This window comes from Acinetobacter sp. BMW17 (assembly GCF_001592855.1).
Taxonomy (GTDB): Bacteria; Pseudomonadota; Gammaproteobacteria; order Pseudomonadales; family Moraxellaceae; genus Acinetobacter; species Acinetobacter johnsonii.
The window spans coordinates 45206-69535 of the sequence record NZ_LSOD01000008.1; the positions used below are offsets into that span (position 1 = coordinate 45206).

At 44.7% G+C, this 24330-nt stretch carries 21 protein-coding genes; 12 read left to right on the forward strand and 9 right to left on the reverse strand.

What is annotated here, in order from left to right; genetic code table 11:
- The first annotated feature begins 71 nt into the window (after nucleotides 1–71).
- The 3 genes from pncB (at nucleotide 72) to asd (ending at nucleotide 3143) form a co-directional block, all read left to right on the forward strand.
- Nucleotides 72–1283 (forward strand): nicotinate phosphoribosyltransferase, encoded by a 1212-nt coding sequence (gene pncB / locus AXW61_RS01975; RefSeq protein ID WP_062032087.1) that lies wholly within the window; start codon nucleotides 72–74, stop codon nucleotides 1281–1283.
- 163 nt (nucleotides 1284–1446) lie between these two features.
- A complete protein-coding gene (locus AXW61_RS01980) occupies nucleotides 1447–2295 on the forward strand; it encodes a sulfurtransferase (RefSeq protein ID WP_062031854.1) in 849 nt (282 codons plus the stop codon).
- Complete coding sequence (asd, locus tag AXW61_RS01985) at nucleotides 2292–3143, forward strand: archaetidylserine decarboxylase (RefSeq protein ID WP_062031857.1); 852 nt, start codon at nucleotides 2292–2294, stop codon at nucleotides 3141–3143. The genes AXW61_RS01980 and asd overlap by 4 nt, the downstream gene beginning before the upstream one ends.
- A 98-nt stretch (nucleotides 3144–3241) precedes the next feature.
- Here the strand turns inward: asd and phoR are convergent, their stop codons facing one another.
- From phoR to AXW61_RS02000, 3 genes are all read right to left on the reverse strand, one after another.
- The gene (gene phoR / locus AXW61_RS01990) at nucleotides 3242–4600 is read right to left on the reverse strand and encodes a phosphate regulon sensor histidine kinase PhoR (RefSeq protein ID WP_004691795.1); all 1359 of its coding nucleotides are present in this window, start codon (nucleotides 4598–4600) and stop codon (nucleotides 3242–3244) included.
- 9 nt (nucleotides 4601–4609) lie between these two features.
- On the reverse strand, nucleotides 4610–5320 hold the full coding sequence (gene phoB, locus AXW61_RS01995) for a phosphate regulon transcriptional regulator PhoB (protein ID WP_004691794.1): 711 nt from the start codon (nucleotides 5318–5320) through the stop codon (nucleotides 4610–4612).
- A gap of 214 nt (nucleotides 5321–5534) precedes the next feature.
- Complete coding sequence (locus AXW61_RS02000) at nucleotides 5535–6233, reverse strand: TetR family transcriptional regulator (protein WP_062031860.1); 699 nt, start codon at nucleotides 6231–6233, stop codon at nucleotides 5535–5537.
- 203 nt (nucleotides 6234–6436) lie between these two features.
- Here AXW61_RS02000 and AXW61_RS02005 point away from each other — a divergent pair, with 203 nt between their 5' ends.
- On the forward strand, nucleotides 6437–7276 hold the full coding sequence (locus AXW61_RS02005) for an SDR family NAD(P)-dependent oxidoreductase (protein ID WP_062031862.1): 840 nt from the start codon (nucleotides 6437–6439) through the stop codon (nucleotides 7274–7276).
- A 97-nt stretch (nucleotides 7277–7373) separates the two neighbouring features.
- Here AXW61_RS02005 and AXW61_RS02010 read toward each other — a convergent pair whose 3' ends face one another.
- The 5 genes from AXW61_RS02010 to AXW61_RS02030 all read right to left on the reverse strand — a co-directional run bounded on the left by AXW61_RS02010 (nucleotide 7374) and on the right by AXW61_RS02030 (nucleotide 12607).
- Nucleotides 7374–8741 carry an MATE family efflux transporter gene (locus AXW61_RS02010; RefSeq protein WP_062031865.1) on the reverse strand — a complete coding sequence of 456 codons (1368 nt, stop codon included), beginning with the start codon at nucleotides 8739–8741 and terminating at the stop codon, nucleotides 7374–7376.
- Between the two features lie 124 nt (nucleotides 8742–8865).
- Nucleotides 8866–10023 (reverse strand): methionine aminotransferase, encoded by a 1158-nt coding sequence (locus tag AXW61_RS02015; RefSeq protein WP_062031868.1) that lies wholly within the window; start codon nucleotides 10021–10023, stop codon nucleotides 8866–8868.
- Between the two features lie 112 nt (nucleotides 10024–10135).
- On the reverse strand, nucleotides 10136–11443 hold the full coding sequence (locus tag AXW61_RS02020) for a DUF445 domain-containing protein (protein ID WP_062031872.1): 1308 nt from the start codon (nucleotides 11441–11443) through the stop codon (nucleotides 10136–10138).
- Nucleotides 11444–11459: 16 nt separating this feature from the next.
- Nucleotides 11460–12029, reverse strand: coding sequence for a hypothetical protein (locus tag AXW61_RS02025; RefSeq protein ID WP_058951504.1), 570 nt, complete (start codon nucleotides 12027–12029; stop codon nucleotides 11460–11462).
- 38 nt (nucleotides 12030–12067) lie between these two features.
- The gene (locus AXW61_RS02030) at nucleotides 12068–12607 is read right to left on the reverse strand and encodes a DUF924 family protein (protein WP_062031874.1); all 540 of its coding nucleotides are present in this window, start codon (nucleotides 12605–12607) and stop codon (nucleotides 12068–12070) included.
- Nucleotides 12608–12832: 225 nt separating this feature from the next.
- On the opposite strand from AXW61_RS02030, the gene gshA reads away from it, so the two are divergent.
- On the forward strand, nucleotides 12833–14410 hold the full coding sequence (gene gshA, locus AXW61_RS02035) for a glutamate--cysteine ligase (protein WP_062031877.1): 1578 nt from the start codon (nucleotides 12833–12835) through the stop codon (nucleotides 14408–14410).
- Nucleotides 14411–14429: 19 nt separating this feature from the next.
- A complete protein-coding gene (locus AXW61_RS02040) occupies nucleotides 14430–14945 on the forward strand; it encodes a disulfide bond formation protein B (protein WP_058870537.1) in 516 nt (171 codons plus the stop codon).
- A 54-nt stretch (nucleotides 14946–14999) separates the two neighbouring features.
- Here the strand turns inward: AXW61_RS02040 and AXW61_RS02045 are convergent, their stop codons facing one another.
- Complete coding sequence (locus AXW61_RS02045) at nucleotides 15000–16331, reverse strand: hypothetical protein (protein WP_062031880.1); 1332 nt, start codon at nucleotides 16329–16331, stop codon at nucleotides 15000–15002.
- A gap of 240 nt (nucleotides 16332–16571) precedes the next feature.
- On the opposite strand from AXW61_RS02045, the gene AXW61_RS02050 reads away from it, so the two are divergent.
- The 6 genes from AXW61_RS02050 to urtD all read left to right on the forward strand — a co-directional run bounded on the left by AXW61_RS02050 (nucleotide 16572) and on the right by urtD (nucleotide 24324).
- Nucleotides 16572–17147, forward strand: coding sequence for a YqiA/YcfP family alpha/beta fold hydrolase (locus tag AXW61_RS02050; RefSeq protein ID WP_062031883.1), 576 nt, complete (start codon nucleotides 16572–16574; stop codon nucleotides 17145–17147).
- 14 nt (nucleotides 17148–17161) lie between these two features.
- Nucleotides 17162–19042, forward strand: a complete 1881-nt coding sequence (gene parE, locus AXW61_RS02055) for a DNA topoisomerase IV subunit B (RefSeq protein WP_062031885.1) — start codon at nucleotides 17162–17164, stop codon at nucleotides 19040–19042.
- A 377-nt stretch (nucleotides 19043–19419) separates the two neighbouring features.
- Nucleotides 19420–20703, forward strand: a complete 1284-nt coding sequence (urtA, locus tag AXW61_RS02060) for an urea ABC transporter substrate-binding protein (protein WP_062031888.1) — start codon at nucleotides 19420–19422, stop codon at nucleotides 20701–20703.
- Nucleotides 20704–20799: 96 nt separating this feature from the next.
- Nucleotides 20800–22431, forward strand: coding sequence for an urea ABC transporter permease subunit UrtB (urtB, locus tag AXW61_RS02065; protein WP_062031891.1), 1632 nt, complete (start codon nucleotides 20800–20802; stop codon nucleotides 22429–22431).
- 4 nt (nucleotides 22432–22435) lie between these two features.
- Nucleotides 22436–23509: an urea ABC transporter permease subunit UrtC gene (gene urtC, locus AXW61_RS02070; protein WP_062031893.1), complete on the forward strand. Its 1074-nt coding sequence runs from the start codon at nucleotides 22436–22438 to the stop codon at nucleotides 23507–23509.
- Complete coding sequence (urtD, locus tag AXW61_RS02075) at nucleotides 23506–24324, forward strand: urea ABC transporter ATP-binding protein UrtD (RefSeq protein ID WP_062031896.1); 819 nt, start codon at nucleotides 23506–23508, stop codon at nucleotides 24322–24324. Before urtC ends, urtD begins: the two co-directional genes overlap by 4 nt.
- Nucleotides 24325–24330: the final 6 nt, after the last annotated feature.

Consider the following 24330-nt stretch of genomic DNA (forward strand, 5'->3'; position numbering starts at 1 on the left):
TACCAAAACATGGCTATGCAGTTTAAAAAAATGTGCTTTAATGCAATAAGTTGCTAAAAACCGAAAATGATATGTCTGCCATCATCCAATCCTTATTAGATACTGATCTGTACAAATTTACGATGCTACAGGTGGTCCTGCATAAGTTTCCCCAAGCGCATAGTGTGTACCAGTTCCGTTGTCGCAATTTGGATGACACGGTCTATCCTTTGGTCGACATTCTCGATGATTTAAATCACCAATTAGATTTGCTCTGCCAATTACGTTTTCAAGACGATGAGCTGCAATACCTGCGTGGTTTGCGCTTTATCAAAAGTGATTTTGTCGATTATTTAGAATTGTTTCAGCTCAAACGCCGTTTTATTGTGGCCAGTATTGATCACCAAGGCCGTTTAGACATTCGGATTGAAGGGCCGATGGTTCAAGCCATGATGTTTGAAATCTTTGTGCTTGCTATCGTCAATGAGCTGTATTTCCGCCGTATTCGAAGTGAAGAGGTCATGGTTGAGGGCGAACGTCGCTTACAGGCCAAAGTGGCATTATTAAAACACTATGAAACATCGCAAACGCCAAGTGATCCCCCATTTTTAGTCTCTGATTTTGGTACGCGGCGCCGCTATAGTTTGGCGTGGCAAAAACATGTGATTGAAGTGTTTAATCAAGCTGCACCGCATATTTTCCGTGGTACCAGTAATGTCTTAATTGCGAAGCAATTGGGCCTAACCCCGATTGGCACCATGGCACATGAATTCCTACAAGCATTCCAAGCGCTGGATGTACGTTTACGTAATTTCCAAAAATCAGCACTGGAAACCTGGGTACAAGAGTACCGTGGTGATTTAGGTATTGCTTTGACGGATGTGGTGGGGATGGACGCATTCCTGCGTGATTTTGACTTGTACTTTGCCAAATTGTTCGATGGCTTGCGCCATGACAGTGGTGACCCGTATGAATGGGGCGATAAGGCCTATGCCCACTATAAAAAGTTGAAAATTGACAGTAAAACCAAAATGCTAACGTTTAGTGATGGACTGAATTTAGAGAAAGCATGGGACCTGCACAATTATTTCAAAGACCGTTTCCAAGTCAGTTTCGGAATTGGTACCAATTTGACCAATGATATGGGACAAACGCCATTAAATATTGTGCTTAAACTGGTCGAGTGTAATGGCCAGTCGGTTGCGAAAATCTCAGATAGTCCGGGTAAAACCATGACGGATAACGACACCTTTTTAGCGTATTTACGTCAGGTTTTTGAGATTGCTGAAGCAGAAGCCAATTAATCCAAAATATAGGCAATGCCAGAATCCGTTCTGGCATGGTTGTATTAAAAAACTGATGAATAGTGATATCTATAATTCTGCTAAAAGAATGCAAAAAATCAGAATAATTGTAAAAATGAGTTGTGCTAAGATCAAAGCATAATCTGAAAACATACGAAATAATATGACACATTCTGCCTTTGATTTTGGCTTGTTGATAGACGCAGAGCAGTTGGTTCCGCATTTAGGGAATGACAAATTACGCATCGTCGATTTAAGTCGAGCTTCAGTCTATGACCAATTGCATATTCCTCATGCTTTACATTTAAAGCCAAAATTTTTGGTGCGCCAAGATGAACAAGCCACCGGTCTACTTCCTGATGTAGAAGGTTTACAAGAGCTGATTCGTTATTTGAATATTTCACCCGAGCATCATGTGGTGGTTTACGATGATGAAGGTGGCGCTTGGGCGGGGCGTTTGATTTGGAATTTACACTGCTTAGGTTTTGAAAATACCAGTCTGCTGAATGGTGGAATTCATGCATGGCTTGCAGCAGGACTTCCAACCACTTCTGAAGTGGAGCAGTTTGAACCTGTCCGTGCTTTGGTACAGGTCGATCAAGCCAAAATACAGCAGTATCGAATTGAATATGCTGAGTTATTAGAGAAAGTTCAAAGCAGCCAAGTCCAACTCTGGGACTGCCGAACAGAAGACGAATATACGGGTCTACGTCTTGCAGCGCGACGCGGCGGTCACATTCCAAATGCACTACATTTTGAATGGAGTACTGCCCTTAACCGTGAAAATCATTTAAGATTGCACCCTTTAGAACGCACGCAGCAACGCTTAGAACAATTGGGTTTTAACTTAAATGAACCTGTGGTGGTGTACTGTCAGTCACATCACCGCTCAGGACTGGCTTATATTTTAGGTCGTTTATTGGGTTGGAATATTCAGGCGTATGACGGTGCGTGGAGTGAATGGGGCAACCGCCTCGACAGTCCTATCATTACCGGAGAGATGCCGTCTTGAGCCTCACATCACGCTTAAAAAAACAAATTTTCATTCAAGCTCAACGTGTTGTACCCCAACATCAGTTATCACGTGTCGTGGGTAGAGTCGCAGCCAGCGAAAATCCGATTGTGAAAAATGCGGTCATCACTGCGTTTAAAGCGCAGTACGGCATTGATATGTCGATTGCTGAGCAGAGCAATGCACTGAAGTTTAAGTCCTTTAATGAATTCTTTACCCGTGCATTAAAAGAGGGTGTACGTGATATTGATACCGATGCGACCAGTATTGTATCGCCTGCGGATGGTGCGATTTCACAGTTGGGTCCAATTGTGGAAGGTGATATTTTTCAAGCCAAAGGACAAAAATTCACCGTTGATAATTTAATTGCAGATCCACAGTTGGCTGAACCTTTTAAAAATGGTCAGTTTGCAACAGTGTATTTATCGCCTAAAGATTATCACCGTGTGCATATGCCATTTGCAGGTACATTGACTGAAACCTTATATGTGCCGGGTGAATTATTCTCGGTCAATCAAACCACTGCTGAAAACATTCCAGGCTTGTTTGCCCGCAATGAACGTATGGTCTGTTTATTTGATACAGAAATCGGCCGTATGGCCGTAGTTCTCGTTGGCGCCATGATTGTGGCGGGGATTGAAACGGTTGCAACAGGAAAAGTGAAGCCGACTGGCCGTTTAGAATTAAATCAGCATAACTTGTTCTTGGACAAAGGCGCTGAACTGGGTCGCTTTTACTTAGGCTCAACCGCTGTGGTACTGTTTGAAAAAGACAAAATGACGTGGGATGCAGCCTTTAAAGCCAACTCGACTGTGGTGATGGGTGAAGCGATGGGACATACAGTTTAATCGTTTCAGCTCTCGGTCACCGTCCTTGTTAAACGGACGGTGAGAGACAAAAAAAGCACCGATATCGGTGCTTTTTTCATGCTTTTGAAGAAAGAGCCTTATTCAGGATTATAGGTGCGTTCTTTGGGGAAAATCACTTTAAAAATAGAGCCTTGATTTTCTTTGGATTCAATTTCTAAATGAGCTTGGTGTTGCATTAACACATGTTTCACAATTGCGAGTCCTAAGCCTGTGCCACCCGTTTGTCGACTGCGCGCGCTGTCAACACGGTAGAAGCGTTCGGTTAAACGGGGCAGGTGCTTAGGATCAATGCCGATACCAGTATCTTCCACAGTAAAATAAGCCTGTTCACCATTGTCATGCCAACCCATGGTCACCGTTCCGCCTTTCGGCGTGTATTTGATGGCATTGGTAATCAGATTACTAAAAGCGCTGGCCAACTCCATATCTGAACCGATTAAGTCACAGTGACTGTCGATATCGAGATTGAGCGTATGCCCATAATCAATATTATAGGCATGTGCATCGTCATAAAGTTGGTTCATTAAGCTAGGCATGTCAATGATTTGATTTTTAGCAATTTGCTTGTCATTTTCTAGGCGTGACAGTAACAACAAATCATTCACCAAGGCATTCATGCGTTTGGCTTGTGCCTGCATTTGGTCAAAGGCCCGCTTCCAACGTGGGTTGAGGTCTTCTTGGTCGGTAAAGGTCTCAATATAACCACTGAGTACTGTGAGTGGTGTGCGTAGTTCATGTGAAATGTTATCGACAAAGTCTTTACGCATTTGTTCGAGATTGTGCATGCGGGTCACGTCATAGGCGACTAGTAAGCGACTTTCACCACCAAATCGAGTCATTTTGACTTGAACATAATGTTCATCAAAACTGGATGACTTCATTTTTAAGCCATCTGGTGCAGCATCAATATTATTGTAATAATCCACAAAACTCGGTTGGCGTAATAAAGTCAAAATATTACGGCCACGGTCATTTTGTTCGATGCCTAATAACCGTTCTGCAGCAGGGTTCCACCATTCAATTTGTTGCATGTCATCGATCAGCACCACTGCTTCTTGCAAAGCGACCAAGGATGACTGCGCCCGATCAATCAACCCGACCATTTCCGCTTGTACAATACGTTCTTGGCGCTGTGCACGATAGACATTGAACAATAATGCCCCCCAAATGCCCCCAAGGTTGGGTGGAACTTCGTAGGGACGATTGGAAATCCAGTCATTGACTAAATACAAAGAGCGCATTTGCAGAATAAAAAAAACGGCAAAAGCAAAGGAAATACACGTCCAAAAATAACCGACGCCAAAGCCAATCAAGCTTGCAATCAGCAAGAAAAAGGCAAGGAGACGTAAGTCCTGTTTGGCAAAGCCCCATAAACTGCTGTATCGCGTTTTTTTATGCTCGCGTGCAAGTTCAGGGACCGGGTAGGGTTCATACATAAAACAAAATTAACCTAGGGCGATATCCGCACGTGTAGAGAATCGATAGCCTGTACCCCGAACTGTTTGCACAAAGCGATCTGCCGCATAAGGCTCAAGCACTTTACGTAAGCGGCGAATATGCACGTCGATGGTACGGTCTTCAATATACACGTTTCCGCCCCAGACTTGGTCAAGAAGTTGTGCACGGGTGTAGGCACGCTCAGGATGAGTCATGAAGAAGGCCAGTAAACGATACTCGGTTGGTCCCATGTCGAGGAAATTATTGCCAAAGCTGACCCGTTGGCTGACAGGGTCTAAGATTAAGCCATTGGCATCAATCGATTTTTCACCACTGAGCGCGTTAGCGCGGCGTAAAACTGCTTTAATCCGTGAAACCAATTCACGGGTCGAAAACGGTTTAGTCATGTAGTCATCTGCACCAGCGTCCAGACCTTGCACTTTATGGTCTTCTTCACCACGTGCCGTGAGCATAATGACTGGAATTTCAGAGAGATTTTCATCGCGCTTGAGACGGCGACATAAGTCTACGCCACTGACGCCACCAGGCATCATCCAGTCGAGCAAGATCAAAGCAGGGCGCTGATCCACAATCATTTGGTGGGCTTGTTTTGCATCTTCTGCTTGTAAGCATTGAAAGCCTGCCATATCCAACGAGGTGTGAATCATTTCTCGAATGGGAAGTTCATCATCGACGATTAAAATGTAGTCATCTTTCACAACGCAATATCCTATTGTAGGTAACGGCAGGCCGTTTTAATTTTATGACAGGCTTATTACAAAGATTAATTATGACAGTATCATTGCAAAAAACAGACGATTGATGAAATTTGCAAAAAAATGTGACAAAAAATCGTCATATTGGGATTCAAAATTAATGGAAGTTTAACCTAAATTGCATTCGGAAATGCCGATTGCATCCAAATGAAAAGTCTTAGACATCCAATTTTGCCCGTGTATTCGGGTCTGAAAAAGTTTCTAGAAGTGAAATAAACACAATACGGCTGGAGGATAAAACTTCTTCAAAGGATTGTTTAAATCCACTGACCACCCAACGGATCGCAATTTGTGTGACATAGCCATTGAGACCAGTGGCGACCAGCGAAATTTCTCGTTCGGACCGGTTAATTTGCGGCATCATTAGCATCACAAAGGCTTGAATCATTCGGTCAAAACGGGTCATGGTTTCATGAATGGTGGCTTGGTTATGTAATTCTTGCACCAACATTGCATCGATATAAATAATACGCGCCATGCGGGGATTATCTTTTAAGGTGGTGAGCAGGGCACGCAGACCAGCATCAATCATTTTGTGTGGATCTGAAGAGGCTTGCATGATGGCTTGCATAACATTGTGCTGTAACTCATCGATCAGCTTTAAAAAAATGGTTTGAAATAGTTGCTCACTTTTTTTAAACGACTCATAAAAATAACGTTCAGTAAGTTTGGCTTCATTACAAATATCTTTCACCGTCACGGCAAAAAAGCCGTGAGTGCCGTAGGCTTCAATGCCTGCTTCAATCAGTTTTTCACGACGCAGCTGTTTACGTTCAGAAAGCGATAAGCCTTTGAATTGTCTTTCTTTAATTTTATTGTTGTCGCTGTTTTTTTGTACTGGTTCAGATGCCGTCATCAGATTTCATCGCCCTATTTGAAAGCCAAGGTTTTGCATAGTTTAGCAATAAACCACGACTCTACCTATGCGTAGGCTCTAATCTCTAGCTGGTTTTCATGGACTTGACACTTTTGGCTATTAAATTTATGACAATTGATATTGTCAATTATAAAAAAAGCATCTACAGTCGATGTACAAAGATAAAGGACAACCACAATCTCATGAAGAATTTTAAAAATAAAGTTGCGGCAATTACAGGTGCAGGATCGGGTATTGGACAACAATTGGCACTTTTATTGGCCAAGGCGGGCTGTCATGTATCATTGAGTGATGTCAATGAACAAGGGTTGGCGAAAACAGTTGAACTGCTACAAGGCACCAATGTACGTGTCACCACGAAAAAATTAGACGTCTCAGACCGCTTAGCGATGCAAGCGTGGGCTGAAGAAACCGTACAAAATCATGGTTCTGTGAATATGATTTTTAATAATGCCGGCGTTGCTTTGGGTTCAACCGTAGAAGGTGCATCCTATGAAGAGCTGGAATGGATCGTGGGGATTAATTTCTGGGGTGTGGTCTATGGCACCAAAGAGTTTTTGCCTTATATTAAAAAAACAGGCGATGGGCATATCATCAATATTTCCAGCTTATTTGGTCTAACGGCTCAACCGACTCAATCTGCTTACAATGCTACTAAATTTGCGGTGCGAGGCTTTACGGAGTCATTACGCCAAGAGTTAGATATGGAAAACTCTGGTGTGAGCACGTTGTGCGTGCATCCGGGTGGGATTCGAACCAATATTGCCAATACTGCCAAAGTGAATGACAGCTTGCGTAGCATCGGGATGAACCCTGAGAAGTCTGCACAGACCTTTAATAAATTATTACGTTGCCCACCCGAAGAAGCGGCACGTCAAATTTTAGAGGCGGTACAAAAAGACAAGCGTCGTTTATTGATTGGTAATGATGCGAAAACGCTAGATTTGATTCAGCGTATCTTACCGACGGGCTACCAAAAAGTGACTGCTTTTGCGACCAAATTAAGCCAAAGAAAGTCTTAATGTCGTGATGTAAAAAAACCCGCATTGGCGGGTTTTTTATGCTTATGTTAAAAAGTGTTGTGATCAAAAACGTCTTCTATCAAATATCTATTTAGCTTTAAATGAGCGTTTCAATGGTCTTTTTCTTCCAAACAAATTGATAATAAAGTCCTTGCATGATGCATAAGCTGACAAAGGCCAGCGCATAAGCATACCAAATCCCTTGCAGTCCCCACCATTCACTAAATAAGTAGGCACAGGGCACTTCAATCGCAATAATCGCAACGATATTGATCACCATGGGCATGGTGACCGTACCGCTGGCCCGCATAATAGAGGCAAAAATGGCACTTGCACCAAAGAATAAAATGGACCACAGCACAATGAACAACAGCTGTTGCCCCAGCTCGACCACCGCATGGTCCGTGATAAAGAGTGCCATGAGGTATTTGGAGAAAAGATAAGCCAAGACCACCAAGGAGCCTGTAATGATGATATTCATGCCGAGTGCCGTACGCGTGACTTTGGCCAATAACTCGGATTTGCCTGCGCCAATGGCTTGTGCACCAAAAATCGATGCAGCAATGGCAATCGACAGGGCCGGGAATTGAATATAATTCAGAACCTGATTGACCGCGCCATAAGCTGCGGTCGCACCGGCCCCATGGCGGTTGACTAGACCTACAATCACAAGGCCTGCGACGGAGGTGGTGATCATTTGAATGCCTGTTGGAATTCCTAAGCGGAGAATGATTTTACTCAACTGACGGTCAAAGCGAATATGACGTAGCAGTTGTGCATCAAGCCTGAGTGGGTGCTGTTTATAGTTCAAATAGAAATACAAAAAGGTCAACACGGAAACAAAACCTAAAATGGTCGCAATGGCAGGCGCAACAATCCCCAGTTTGGGAAAGCCAAAATAACCCGCAATCAGAACGGGTGTGACACAAAGCCCAATCAAGATGGTCATGCCAGAGGCAATCAGAGGCGTCGTGCTATCTCCGACACCGCGTAAAATTGAGGTATAAATAATATATACAAACAGGAGGGGGCTACCTGCCAACATCCATTGCACATAAGGTAGCGAGAGATGCATGACATCTTCATCGATACCCAAAGCCGATAAAATTGGTCGCGCAAAAATCACCCCTAAAAATGCAATAAAGCTGCCACCAATGAGGGTCATAAAAATAGTGGAGCCGACTACCGCACGGACTTTTTCAATATTTTGTGCGCCCCATGCTTGACCAACCAAGACGGTAGAACCCGCGGATAGTCCAATTACGAAGGCCATTAAGCAAAATAGGATGGGGAAGAACACTGCAACCGCTGCAATCGCCTGCACCCCCATCATCTGTCCGACAAAGATGGTATTAATTGTACCCGACAGATTTTGCAGAATATTGGTGGCAATCAAAGGCATCAGGAAAATAAAAAAGGCTTTCCATAGCTTTTGCTGTTGCACCAATGGGGCGTGTGCTGACATAAGTCATCCTGAGGTTATTTTTATTACATTTCTAAGGCTTACCCTAGCATAGTTCGGTGCTGAAAAGCCGATGTATTTCAGTAAGCGAAGCCTGTTTTTGTACAAAAGCAAAGCTGAAAAAGGTTTAAACGCTTTGCAAAATTTCAGCTGCCTGAGCCAAGGTTTGATCGGTCTTGGCAAAGCAAAAACGAATCATGCGCAAAGCCTCTGGTGCCTGCTGATAAAACACCGAAACAGGAATGCCAACAATGCCATGCTGCTCTGCCAGAAAGCGGCAAAATTCAACATCGTTTAAATCGGGACGAATGTGGCTGTAGTCGACATTTTGAAAGTAAGTGCCTTGCGAAGGCAGCCATTGAAAGTGTGATCCAGTTAAACCCTCAATAAAACGATCGCGTTTTGCTTGATAAAAGCCCGCTAAGTTTTGAATATGCTCAGGATGTTGCTGCATATAATTGGCTAACGCCAGTTGTACTGGGGTGACTCCGCAGAAGTTGGCAAACTGATAGACCTGACGGAACAGTTGCATCAGCGTAGGTGTAGCAACGCAGTAGCCGGTTTTCCAACCGGTCACATGAAAGGTTTTGCCAAAGGACCCCACCACTACACTGCGCTCACGCAGTTCAGGAAAAGACAGCGCCGAATAGTGGCGTTGACCATCAAATACCAGATGTTCATAGACTTCATCGGACAGGACTAAAATATTGGTGTCGCGAATCAGTTCAATCAGGGTGAGCCAATCTTGTTTGCTCCAGATAGCACCACTCGGATTGTGTGGCGTGTTGATAATGATCAGTTTGGTTTTGGCAGTGATGGCTGATTTGACCTGCTCCCAATCGACCGAAAAATGCGGTGCTTGGAGCGCAATATGAATGGCCTTACCCCCGACCAAAGCCACACTTGGCGCATAGCTGTCATAACTGGGGTCAAAAATGATGACTTCATCGCCCGCATGAACCACAGCTTGAATGGTGGCAAAAAGGCCAATGGTTGCGCCCGGAGTGATGGTAATTTCAGTCATCGGGTCGAGCTGAATCTGATCGCGTTGTGCAAATTGCTGCGCCAGTTGCTCGCGTAATAACCAGACCCCGTCGCCTGGAGCATACTGATTGAAACCACTTTGAGTGGCCTGTGCTAAAGCATCCAGCAGTTCAGCGGGGGCTTCGAAGTCTGGAAAACCTTGGGATAGATTTAGGGCATTTAAGCGCTGTGCCATGGCACTCATGGTGCTGAAAATAGTGACGCCTTGTGCAGGCAGTTTAGATGAAGGCAACTGAATCATGAATGCTTAAAAGTGTCTAAATATCAGCCCAAAATAGCATATTCATCCCCTTTTACTTATGCAAATTTTGTATGTAGGACAGGGGTAAAGCATGCATTTTTATGGATTGCTTTTATAAGAGCAGTTCCACTGCCGCGCGAATAATCCCCAGTGCTAAGCCAATAAATGCACCGACTACCACACCATTGACCCGAATCATATGCAAGTCGCCACCGACTTCATTTTCGATCTTGTCAATCATCACACTGGAGTCCCATTCGTGAATACGTTCGCTGATAAAACGAATGACTTTTTCGCTGTATTGGTCGCTGAGATTGACCGCAATGCCGCTGAGGCGTTGATTGAGCAAATCTCTGACGGCTTGATTGGAGATGATGTTTTCCCCAATTTGTTGAATGGATACACGGATGTTCTGAGCAATGCCAGAGTCTGGTTTTTGTAAGTCTTGCTTAATGGCATCACATAAAATGACCACTGCACCGCTAATAAAATTCAGCACTTGTGGGCTATCTAGCAGGGCATCTTTGGTTTGGTTTAAACGCTGGCTGGCTTTACTCTCTGTGTCTGCTAGTTCGAGCATGAGCGTATGCCCTATCGCTTCAATCTTTTGACGCCACGGATGCTCAGGATCGGCCAACATCGACTCGACTCGTTGAATGAGTGAGTCGATGGTTCTTTGCTGCACATCGATACCAATCCAACTGGCCCCTTTGGCCAGTTTCCAAACCCCGAGTTCTTTGAACAAGGTTCGGGTCAACTCACGACTTTGTTCAGGATGTTGGGTCATCCAGTCATGCGCCAAGTCGAGTCCGCGTTGTAATACATCTTGATGGAAATCATTTTCTAGCACTGCACGCAGCATTTCACTGGCCAAATGATTGACCTGAGTGTTACGCACCCACTGCACGCTGTTACTTTGAATAAAGCGCCCGATTTGTTCTTGGCCCACAAACTCAAAGACTTTAGGCACCGTTTGTTGAATGACTTGGGTGACTTGCAGATTGTTTTGTGGGTTGGCGAGCCATTGGCCAACCGCCAAAGACAGGTCGGTACTTTGCAGGCTTTTTTCCACCACTTGTGGAGAAAGAAAATTCTCTTGTACAAAGCGGCCCATAGACTCTGCAATACGGTCTTTGTTACGAGGAATAATTTCGGTGTGATCGCGTAAAAACTTTGGAATCGGCATTTTTCCAAAGGGATTACGGAACAGCACAGTAATGGCATACCAGTCAGCCAAGCCACCGACCACACCTGCTTCTGCGGATAACATTAAAATATGAATGATCCAGACTTTGTCTGTGGGGACAAACTTGGCAACGACCATCAGCAGCAGCCATGTCACCACTGCCGTGATCAAGGCAATGGTGGCAAAGCGTTTACTGCGTTTCAGACTCGATGGGACGGCTTGAGGTTCATTCATAGGCAGGCTCTATGCTTTATTTGCTGGTCGACGCTGGACTGCTGGGTTCAGGCGGTGGGAGCACTTCACCAGTTGGACTCAAACCGTATTTTCCACCCAGCGATTTTAAAATCAGCGTGGCATCAAAGGCATCGCTTGGTGCCGATTTTTGGTCTTTAAAGCATTGAATGCTGTATGACACTTGCACGGGGTCAATGTCAACTACACGTGGTACATCGTAGAACGGGTCAGGCCAAAAGGCTGGATGGCGAGAATAATAACCATATGGGTAGTAAGGCATTGGGTTTGAATACACCACGGCCTGCCTTGGTGGTTGGTTCTGGTTGCTCGGGTCATTCAGTACTTTAAAGAAGCGATAACCATTTTGCACTGTGGTTTGCGCAGCTTTGACCAGCGTAATTTCTTCAGCCGTGCCATAGCTCATATTTGGACGAGCTTGGAAACTGATACGATAAGTCGAGGTGTTTAATGGCGTATTACTAAACCGACCTAACTGGTCGAAGGTTAAGGGCTTTGAGGGGGTAGAGGCACAGCCGACTAAACTCAGACCCGTCGCCAGTGCACAGGCGATTAAAATTTTCTTCATGAGATAGACTCCTTAGCACAGAGGGAGAAGCCGAACAGTTAAAAATGGCTGTTGGGCTGAGTCAAAAAATCCAGTTCTTCTTGGCTTGAGTTGCGGCCAAGGACTTGGTTCCGATGCGGATAGCGTCCAAAACGATCGATAATCACTTTGTGACGCTGTTCAAAATCGAGGTTAATCGGATTGCCTAAGTCTTCGAATAATTTTAAAGCATATTGATGAATAAGTTTCGATTCACTATGCATAAAGGGCATATATAAAAAACTACGTTGTATGGGTGGCAGTGCTGCATCCAGTTTTAGCGTGATGGCTTCTTGTGCCAAAGCCAAGGCCAAAGCGTCCTGAGCAAAGGCCGAAGAACTGTTGCGATACAGGTTTCTCGACAGTTGGTCGAGCACAATAATTTCAGCCAAACGCCCTTCAGCACTACTGCGCCAAGACCATAGCTCAGCATGCGCCGCTTGTTGATGAATTGTCTTAAATTTTTCTTCGATGAGTGCATCGAACGCATCATTTTGGCTAAACCACCAGCTTTGGTTTTTGGGATCGAACCAAAAATCTAAAATTTCTTGATAATTCATAAAGTTTACAATTCTTTAGCATTTATTCTTCAATACAATCACACTTTTGACATGTCTAATAGCGTAACTTTGTGATAAATATTTTCCGAAAAAATAGAACAGATGGTTTACTTGAAAATAGGACTGGGTGTAATGTGCCGAATTAAAATCACGTTATACTGATATAAACTGATGATTTTATTTTATTCGTCGTTGTAATTGTTTCTTCCAAAAAGTGAGATTGTAATGGGTCAACCCGCATCTAAATCTACAGCTGTGTTACCGACTTGGGTCAATTCATCACTTTTGCAAGGGATGTTACGCGGGATTGAGCGTGAAAGTCTGCGCATGCAAAGTGATGGTTTTTTATCACAAGCCGACCACCCTCAAGCTTTGGGTTCTGCGCTGACTCATCCACATATCACGACGGATTATTCGGAAGCTTTATTAGAATTTATTACACCGCCCCAGCCTAGCATTACCGAGGCGTTGCATTATTTAAAAGACATTCATAGCGTGGCGCATCGTCATTTGGAACATGGTGAAAAGCTCTGGCCGCTGTCGATGCCATGTATGTTGGATGACAATGACGATAAAATCCGTTTAGCCCAATATGGCAGCTCAAATATTGGGAAGTTCAAGACCTTGTACCGCCATGGTTTAGGGGTACGTTATGGTCGTCGTATGCAAACCATTTCAGGTTTACACTATAACTTGTCTTTTCCTGATCAACTGTTTGAACAATTACAACAACACGAAACAGATGAGGCACTAAAAGCTTTATCTGCACAAGACTATCGTAGTCACCGCTATTTTGGTTTGATCCGCAACTTTATTCGCCTTACACCGTTGGTCATGTTCTTGGTCGGGGCAAGTCCATCGGTCTGCCAGTGTTTTATGACAGGGCGTGAACATCATCTGTTGCCATTGCTGCGCGGGACCTTGTATTTACCGTATGCAACTGCTTTGCGAATGGGACGTTTTGGTTATCAAAACTCAGCACAAAAGCAGCTCGGGATTCATTACAACAATATCGACGGTTATCTCGAAGGCCTACAAAAAGCAGTCAAAACGGCTTATGCGCCGTTTAGTCGCTTAGGCCTCAACGATGCGCAGGGCGAACCGATTCAAATTAATGATCATGTCCTGCAAATTGAAAATGAGTACTACAGTTTGGTGCGTCCAAAGCAAGTACCGCAAGCAGGTGAAACGCCATCACAAGCGCTGAGCAATCGTGGTGTCGGTTATGTAGAACTGCGTGCGGTGGATGTGAACCCGTATAGCCCAATTGGGATCAATGAAGATACCGCAGGTTTCTTAGAGGTGTTGGCGCTGTATTGCTTGCTGCTGGATAGCCCAGATTTATTAGCTGAAGAGCAAGATCAAATCGAGAAAAACCAAGCGGAAGTGGTCAATCGTGGTCGCGCACCGAATGCTGCAATTGCTGTGGGTGAGCAATCGTTCCCGATTGAAGCATGGAGTCAGTCTCATTTAGAGGCTATGCAAGAACTGGTTGTGTTGTTAGATCAGTGCTATGACACCACACTCTATAGCAAAGCGATGACAGTCATGCAACAGAGAGTCGCTGAAGTTGATGATACTTTGTCGGCGCAGATGATCGAAGATACTCTGGAAGCGGGTGGGACATGGGGCTTTGGTAGCCAAATGGCCGCACAACATGCATCAAGTTATGAGCGTCATCAGTTGAGTGCAGAGACATGGGCTTATTTTGACGATTTAGCTACGCAATCACTGCAACAACAACAGCAATTAGAGCAAGACAGTCAACTGAGTTTTGAGCAGTATCTTGCACAATTTAGATAAAAAATTAAGAGGATTGACCATGCAATGGAGTTATCGCTTCGTGAGTGGTGTTTTGGTTTTAGCCAGTATCATTGGGATGGCCTTTGCCTTATATTTAGAGCATGGCCCGCTACAGTTAAACCCATGTCCACTCTGTGTGTTCCAACGTGTGGGACTGATTGGACTGGGGATTATTTCGCTGATTGCCTTTTTGCATAACCCCGCATCGAATGGTTTTAAACGCTTTTATGCATTTTTAGGCAGCCTCTCGATCTTATGGTCGGCCGGTGTGGCAGCACGTCACGTTTGGTTACAGAGCTTACCGCCTGATCAAGTGCCGAGCTGTGGCCCAGGCTTGGATTATTGGTTAGACACGTTGCCGCTGCGTGCTGTGTTTGAGCAAGTCTTAACAGGTTCAGGTGAATGTGCACTGGTAGATTGGACGTTCTTAGGTCAGTCTTTACCTGTGTGGTCTTTGGTGTTTTTTGTGGCACTGGCGTTGATTAGCCTGTGGCAACTGTTGCGTAAATATCCAAGCCATGCGAAGAAAAAATAATAAAGATAAAAAAGCCAACGTCATGTTGGCTGTTTTATTCGATGTATCAGTGGTTTAGGTGAGTGCAATGCCTTCTAAGTCATCCAACCCGATCATGTATTCATGCACTTGACCATATTCCGTTTCAGTTGGATTTGGATAGAACCAATTGACGATTTGTTCGGCAACACTGGCATGGGTGTGTAGCTCAAAATGGTTTAAGCCGTAGAAAATGGCTTTATGTGAATCGGGGACTTTTAGTTGAAAGCGCGGATTCATATGCTCGCCTAAGGCACTTTTCACACTGACCAAATAATCCCCGATCACATTGAGCGCACGATATTTGCGATGTTCAAACTCAATGGTACCTGCCACCAAGAAGGTATTGATATGGGAGGGTAAGGGGGCTGGTTTTCGGTTGTCATCAACATGACCAATACGCGCTTCATTATGTTCCCAGTCATCATCCCGCACACTGCCATGCCGTAAGTCTAAAATACCGTTGCTGCGAATGTTGACGATATGCCCAATAATTTTGACAAAAGGGAAACGTCCCAGTTTGTCTTGTAAATGAAAGCCAAAACGTTCTAAAGCCGCACCATGATGAGGAGAACCGATACAGACCATGTTTTCCACCACATGAATCCAGCTTTGCATATTTTGTTTGCCATAGAACAGCGCACTACGTGAAACCAGTCCACCCATACTGTGCCCAATGAGATCAATCGAGCTAATCCGTGGGTTGCGGTTGAGTAAGTCTTGTAATGAGTTGGCAAAGCTACGCCCATTGGCTGAAATACGACGACCCGTGTTGTAGTTGAGATATAGCATGGTATTTTGCGCACGTTGTGCCAGCAGCTTTTCCCCTATACCGCCATAACGCGCCGTGCTCCAGTACAAATGGTTCATGCATAGACCATGGACCATAATCACCACGCGACCAGACAACTCGCCTTGCTGGATAGCACCGTAATGATCATAAAACACCATCGGTAGCGCCACAGGGTTATGATATTTCAGTAAATAGTCGCCCAAAACACCATTGATTGCACCGACTAAATAATGCATGGTTGGAGTTAAGGGTTTGCGATGCAAATTTGGAAATTTTTCAATGATATGACGCAAACTTGGCGCCAATAAATAGCTACCGTAGTTTTGCAAGGTATTGAAGGAAAACTGGTAAATTTTTTCAATCGACCGTGTCGACAAAAACTTCTTGGAACTGGTTTCATTCATCCCAAATAAACTGATTAAAATTTCACGCTGAATGGCCTGAATTAAATCGTGGACGACATCGCCTAAGCGGGTTGTCACCAACTGAGCAATCCCTTCAAGCAGGTCGGCTTGGCTGGGAGGAGTACGATCCCATTTACAATAGGTCTCGTGCAGAGGCGTTAAACTTGGCATTTTTTCTACCCTTGTGTTTCTGTGTCCAAAGGGACTTTATTTTTTTCAACGATCACGGTATAAATTCTTAGCACTCTAGCTTATCTAATTCATCTCGAACAACTTTTACAATAGCGATGAATACACAGATGACCTTATTTTTTTGTCTGACAATTTTTATATCCATACAAAATAATACAGTCGGCTGAAGCCATCTCTTTTGAGTTCAATAAAAATGATGTAGAAGAGTAAATGTACAGCATGAATATTATTTATTTACATGGCTTTCAAAGCAGTTCTTTATCGATTAAAGGTCAATTGCTGAAACGCTATTGCGAATCTCGTCCACAGTGGTACGTGCATTTGCCAGACTTGAACATGCCGCCACATTTGGCCCTAGAAAAATTGGCCGCCTTGATTCAGGAGCTGGATCAGGTGGTACTGGTGGGCAGCAGTTTAGGTGGTTTTTATGCGACACAACTGGTCGCGAAGTTGGCAGTGCCGGCTGTGCTGATCAATCCAGCTATGCAACCATGGCATTTGTTCCGAGATCTATTTGGTGCGACGCAACTGCCCTATAGAGTCAATGAACATTGGACGCTCGATGATGCGCAATTGGACTATTTAGAGCAGATTGAGCTGCCATTTGTGCAAGATGCAGACAAAATTTTAGTGTTATTGCAACAAGGCGATGAAGTTTTGGATTATCGTGAAGCACAGCGCTATTATAATGGCGCAGCGCTTGTGATCTCGGAAACGCAAGGCAATCATGCGATGGAAGATTTCGCAGACAAAATACCGATGGCATTACAGTTTTTATCGGACTGCTTAAAATAAGGAAACAGTACAACGTGTCTCAATATACGGCTCAATCGCTTGAAGTATTATCTGGTTTAGATCCGGTACGTCGTCGTCCCGGCATGTATACCGATACCACACGCCCAAACCATTTGGCGCAAGAGGTTATTGATAATGCAGTCGATGAGGCACTGGCCGGTCATGCCAACAAAATTACCGTCACTGTTTATAAAGATGGTTCACTCTCAGTAGAAGACAATGGTCGCGGTATGCCTGTCGATATTCACCCTGAATATGGCCAGAGCGGGATCGAGATCATTCTCACCAAGCTGCATGCAGGTGGTAAATTCAGTACCGACAACTACCAGTTTTCAGGTGGTTTGCATGGTGTAGGCATTTCCGTGGTGAATGCCTTATCTAGCCGAGTCGAAGTAGAAGTTCAGCGTCAAGGCAACCTTTACCAAATGGCCTTTGAGCAGGGTGAGCCGACTGCGCCTTTGGCGGTATTAGAAGGCAAAGCTCCGAAGCGTGCGACAGGGACCACCGTTCACTTTTGGCCTGAAGCCAAATATTTTGATTCACCGAAATTTGCTCTGAAAGCGCTGAAGCACAACTTAAAAGCCAAAGCCGTTTTGGCGGCAGGTTTGCAAATCAATTACGTCGACCAAATCAATGACGAAAAAATCGTTTGGCAGTTTGAAAATGGCCTCGTCGATTATTTGATGGATGAAATTGAGGATCGTGAGATTCTGCCTCATCCAGCCTTTGTGGCAACAGGAGATGCTGAGCGTGCCAGTGCGGAATTTGCCATTTGTTGGAATGTCGATGGCGGCGAGTTGGTTCAAGAAAGTTATGTGAACTTGATTCCAACGGCGCAGGGCGGAACCCATGTGAATGGTCTACGCTCAGGTGTGACCGATGCGATGCGTGAGTTTTGTGAACTGCGTAACTTGCTGCCACGCAATATGAAGCTGTCGGCTGAAGATGTCTGGGATGGTGTGAACTATATTTTATCGTTGAAGTTCCAAGAGCCACAGTTTTCAGGCCAAACCAAAGAGCGTTTATCCAGCCGTGAAGCATCGGGCATTGTTCAAAACATTGCCAAAGATGCTTTTGCACTGTGGTTGAACCAAAACTCCGATATTGCCATGCAGTTGGCGGAAATGGCGATCTCAAAAGCAGGTCGTCGTCTGAAAGCTGCGAAAAAGGTCGAACGTAAGAAAATTGTGGCAGGGCCGACTTTACCTGGAAAACTTTCAGACTGCGTTGGACATACCCTAGAAGAGTCTGAACTGTTCATTGTGGAAGGTGATTCTGCGGGTGGTTCAGCCAAGCAGGCGCGTGATAAAAACTTCCAAGCGATCATGCCTATTCGTGGAAAAATCTTAAATACGTGGGAAGTCTCTTCTGATGAAGTCTTGGCTTCGCAAGAAGTGCATAACATTGCCATTGCGATAGGGGTCGATCCGGGGTCGGATGATTTATCAGAATTACGTTATGGCAAGATCTGTATTTTGGCCGATGCTGACTCGGATGGTCTACACATTGCGACGTTGCTGTGTGCTTTGTTTGTGAAACATTTTCCGATCTTGGTTGAAGAGGGACATCTGTATGTGGCGATGCCACCGCTGTATCGAATTGATGATGCAAAAGATGTGCACTATGCCTTGGACGATGACGAGCTCGAAAGCATGTTGAAAAAATGCAAAACCAAGAACCCGCAAATTACTCGATTTAAAGGTTTAGGTGAAATGAATGCCAGTCAACTGCGTGAAACAACACTGGATCCAAACACACGCCGTTTGGTGCAATTAGATTTGGATGATAGTCATTTTACTGCAGGTTTATTGGACAAATTACTGGCCAAAAAACGTTCGAGTGACCGTAAAGAATGGTTAGAGCAGAAAGGTAACTTGGCCGAATTGGTGGTTTAAGTACCGCTAAGGACAAAATAAAAAGCCCGCACATTGCGGGCTTTTTTGCTGCGCAGATGAGCAATAAAATTGCGCCTAATCTGTGCACAATTTTTCAGATCAATCGACTGAATTAGGCGAAATGAATTGATTTGGAACACATGATGTATACAAGTTTGTATGCAGAAAAGTAGCCATTTGGGCGAAAATCCACCTAAAATGCAGTGCATTTAATAATTAATAAATAATTGATAAATATTAAAATAATTAAAATTTTTACAATGATTTTCACATCATAAAACCCTGCTTGGCATAGAAATTGAATTGGCACTCATAGCGCGAATAACAATCATGCATTGCAAAATGCACCCTAAGTTTCAAGTTTGGAGAAAATCAAGATGTTCCAACAAAAATTACTCACGAAAACATTCCTTGCAACTGCAATGATGGGGACTATTGCTTTGACAGGTTGTTCAAAACCTGCGGAGAAAGCGGAAACAGCAACGTCTGAGCCAACAGCGGCAATGAGTAGCGGTGACACCATCAAAGTCGGAATTTTGCACTCGCTATCAGGCACCATGGCAATTTCTGAAACCTCTCTCAAAGACACGGCATTGATGACCATCAATGAAATTAATGCCAATGGTGGGGTACTGGGTAAAAAGTTAGAACCTGTAGTGGTCGATCCGGCATCTGATTGGCCTTTATTTGCTGAAAAGGCACGTCAACTCATTACCCAAGATAAAGTCGCGGTGATTTTTGGTTCATGGACATCGGTATCGCGTAAGTCAGTGTTACCTGTGGTAGAAGAGTTGAATGGTTTATTGTTCTATCCCGTGCAGTATGAGGGGCAGGAGCAGTCGAAAAATATTTTCTATACAGGCGCCGCACCGAACCAACAAGCGATTCCTGCGGTGGAATATTTGATGAGCGAAGAGGGCGGTAAAGCAGAGCGCTTTGTTCTACTCGGTACGGATTATGTCTACCCACGTACCACCAATAAAATTTTACGTGCGTTCTTGAAGTCCAAAGGTGTGGCCGATGCGGACATCATGGAAGAGTACACCCCCTTCGGTCATAGTAACTATCAAACCATAGTTGGTAATGTGAAGAAATTTGCTGCGGGTAAGAAAACCGCGGTCATTTCAACCATCAATGGCGATTCTAATGTGCCGTTCTATCGTGAGCTGGGTAACCAAGGCATTAAAGCTTCGGATATTCCAGTCATGGCTTTCTCTGTGGGTGAAGAAGAACTCCGTGGTATTGATACCAAACCATTGGTTGGACATTTGGCTGCTTGGAACTATTTCATGTCGGTGAAAAACCCGACCAACACCGAATTTGTCAATAAAATGAAGCAGTATGCGGTGCAGTATAAGTTGCCGAATGCTGACAAAATCGTGACCAATGATCCGATGGAAGCCACCTATGTGGGCATTAATATGTGGAAACAAGCGGTTGAAAAAGCAGGCAGTACCGATGTTGATAAAGTTCGCGTTGCGATGGCAGGCCAAGAGTTCAAAGCACCTTCAGGCTATACCTTAAAAATGGATGCTGAAAATCATCATCTACAAAAACCTGTGATGATTGGTGAAATTCGTGGTGATGGTCAGTTTGACGTGGTCTATAAAACACCAAATGTGATTAAGGCGGAACCTTGGAGTCCGTACATTCCTAAATAATTTTCTTAAGCGTTGAGCCTGCTGCGATCGCTGTGGGCTTTTCAGTAAGCACATCCCGATGCGGGATGTTTTAAGCAAGCTTAAGGAAGTCATATTATGAATCTTAAATTTTTTTGTGCTGCACTGATGTGCGCAATTGCACAGCTTGTGAGCAGCAGTGTTTGGGCTGAAGAGGCGCAACTTTCTGCTCAGGCCCAAAGCGTATCAGCATCGAATGATACGATTCAACGTTTTGTCAAAGCTGAGTTTGCTGAGCGCCGTGCCATGCTCAACCAATGGCCGGGGACGATTGAAGAATTTGATCGATTGGTGGCACTGATCGACAGTGATGAGCTGTATCGGGATAGTGCAGGCACGACGTATATCTTAAAAAATAATGAAAAATTATTGCGTTATCCCGATGAGCAAGTGATTGAAACTTGGCCAGGGGATTTGTCTCAGGTAACTTTGGTCAACACCTTACGTAAGGCTTTAAATTTTGGGCAGGCACAGGCCAAATTAAAATCTGAAGAATCTGCCCAACGTTTAGCAGCCATTGATATTTTAGAAAATAATCTGTCTGAACTGAATGTTGCGCAGATTAATCAGCTCTATCTGCATGAACAAAATAATAAAGTTAAACAGCGCTTGGCACAGCTTAAAGCGCGCCTCGACTTTGAAAGTCCAGATGTTTTAGTCCAAATTCAGGCTGCTAAAGTCCTTACCGATTCCAACAGTCCCGAGGTGTTGGCACTGGTTGAGCAGGCTTTAACTCAATCAAATTTGAACCCCGAACTCAAAGCTGTTTTGGTGGATGCCAAAAGTCAGATTAAAACACGGATTCAGGCCAGTGAATGGGCAGGGCATGTGTTTTCTGGTTTCAGTACAGCCAGCATTTTACTGCTAGCAGCACTCGGGTTGGCCATCACTTATGGTCTGCTTGGTGTGATTAATATGGCGCATGGTGAGTTGATTATGATTGGGGCTTATACCACCTATGTGGTGCAAAGCCTGTTTAAGACCTACTTGGGTAGCTATGTCGATTGGTATTTGATTGCTGCCATTCCTGCGGCCTTTTTGGTGAGCGCGCTGATTGGCATGTTGATTGAACGGACGGTAATTCGACCACTATATGGTCGTCAGCTGGAAACGTTGTTGGCCACTTTTGGCGTCAGTCTGATTTTGATGCAATTGGTGCGGATGATTTTTGGCGCACAAAATGTTGAAGTCTCGAATATTTCTTGGTTATCGGGCGGTATTGCGCTGAGTCCAAGTTTAATGCTGCCGTATAACCGGATTGCCATTATTGTGTTTACGGTTGCGGTGCTACTGCTGTTGGTTTACCTGCTTAATAAAACTCGCTTTGGTCTGTTTGTTCGTGCAGTGACACAAAACCGTCAAATGGCACGTGCTGTCGGTATCCGCTCTAGCCGTATCGATATGTTGGCCTTTGGGCTGGGTTCTGGGCTGGCTGGTCTAGCGGGCTGTGCCTTAGCACAAGTGGGCAATGTTGGGCCTGATTTGGGTCAGAACTATATTATCGATGCTTTCTTGGTTGTTGTGGTAGGTGGTGTCGGGCAAGTTTGGGGAGCTGTGCTGGCGGCGCTTGGTTTAGGGATCAGCGGTACGGTCCTTGAAATTGGGATGGGGGCTGTTCTTGCAAAAATTATTCTACTGGTTCTTGTGATTTTGTTTATTCAAAAACGTCCACAAGGTTTGTTTGCCATCAAAGGCCGTTTTGTGGAGTAAGCACATGAAAATCAATTCTTTATTTTCCGATAAACCTTATAGTGCGCTCGCTATTGCGGTCTGCTTTGCGGTGATGTTGATCCTGCCTTGGTTACATTTGTTACCAGTAGATTCAGCCTTTCATCTCTCTGCGTATTGGGTCACCTTGATTGGCAAAATCATGTGTTTGGCTCTGGTGGCTTTGGCGCTAGACTTGGTTTGGGGTTATGCAGGCATTTTAAGCCTAGGCCATGGCTTGTACTTTGCACTCGGTGGCTACGCGTTTGGTATGTATCTGATGCGCCAGACTGCAGGTGATAGCCTGCCTGACTTTATGCGGTTTTTAAGCTGGACTGAACTACCGTGGTATTGGGTGGGCAGCAATCATTTCTTATGGGCTTTGGCCTTGGTGGTGTTGGTTCCCGGTGTGGTGGCCTTCATCTTTGGTTTCTTTGCCTTTCGCTCCAAAATTAAAGGCGTGTATTTTTCGATTATTACGCAGGCGATGACATTTGCTGCGGCACTGTTGTTTTTCCGCAATGAAACAGGCTTTGGCGGAAACAATGGGTTTACAGGCTTTAAGAGCATTTTAGGCATGGACATCACGTCTGCTCCCATGCGTGCCACCTTATGTTCCTTAACGGCTTTGGTGTTGATGCTGTGCTTCGTGGGTCTGCGTCATCTCATGAATAAACCCTACGGTCGTGTGTTGGGGGCGATTCGGGACAGTGAAAACCGCTTGCAGTACTTGGGCTACCGCACGCTGTGGTACAAGCTTTCTGCATGGGTGCTGTCTGCAGTGATTGCAGGTATTGCAGGAGCTTTGTATGTGCCTCAGGCTGGCATTATTAACCCGAGTGAAATGAACCCCGTTAATTCGATTGAAATGGCGGTATGGGTGGCTGCGGGTGGGCGTGGGACTTTGATTGGCCCAATTTTGGGTGCAGGGTTAATTAATGGCGTAAAAACCTATTTCACCGTGGCTTATCCAGAAGCATGGTTATTGATCTTGGGTGCTTTATTTATTGTGGTCACCATTTTCTTACCCAAAGGTGTCACTGGTCTGTTTGACCGTTTTAAAAAGGAGCGTAGCGAATGAGTGAGCTAATACAACCTCATGGTGGCCATGCTTCAGACGGCTATGGACGTCCCAAAGAACAAGGCGCCGACTTCAGTCATGGGATTGCACTGTACTTGGAAAAAGTTAGTGTTTGGTTTGATGCTTTTCGTGCCTTAAATGATTTATCACTATACATCCAAGAAGGGGAGCTACGCTGCATCATTGGGCCCAATGGGGCAGGTAAAACCACACTAATGGATGTGATTACGGGAAAAACCCGACCGACAGAAGGCTCCGCTTTTTTTGGGCAAAACTATGATTTGGCCAAGATGAGTACCGAGCAAATTGCGGAAGCAGGCATTGGGCGTAAATTTCAAAAACCAACGGTATTTGAAAACTTTAGCGTGATGGAAAACTTGCTACTCGCTGCACCCAAAGATAAGCGGGTGAAGAAAAGCTTCTTCAGCAAACTAGATCCAGACGCACAGCTGGCTTTGGATGAGTCATTGGCGCAAATTCGCCTAGAAGAGTGGGTACATAAACCTGCGGGACTGTTGTCACATGGACAAAAACAATGGTTGGAAATCGGCATGCTGCTTATGCAACGTCCTAAGCTGATCCTACTCGATGAACCCGTGGCCGGTATGACCGATGCCGAAACGGAACGAACAGCTGAGCTATGTTTAGAGTTAAAGAAAAATCACACTTTGGTGGTGGTTGAACATGACATGAGCTTTATCGACACCATCAGTAAAAAAGTGACGGTACTGGCTCAAGGGGCGATCTTAGCCGAAGGTACATTGGCTGAGGTACAGGCCAATGAGGATGTGATTGAGAAATATTTAGGACGTTAAGGAGCC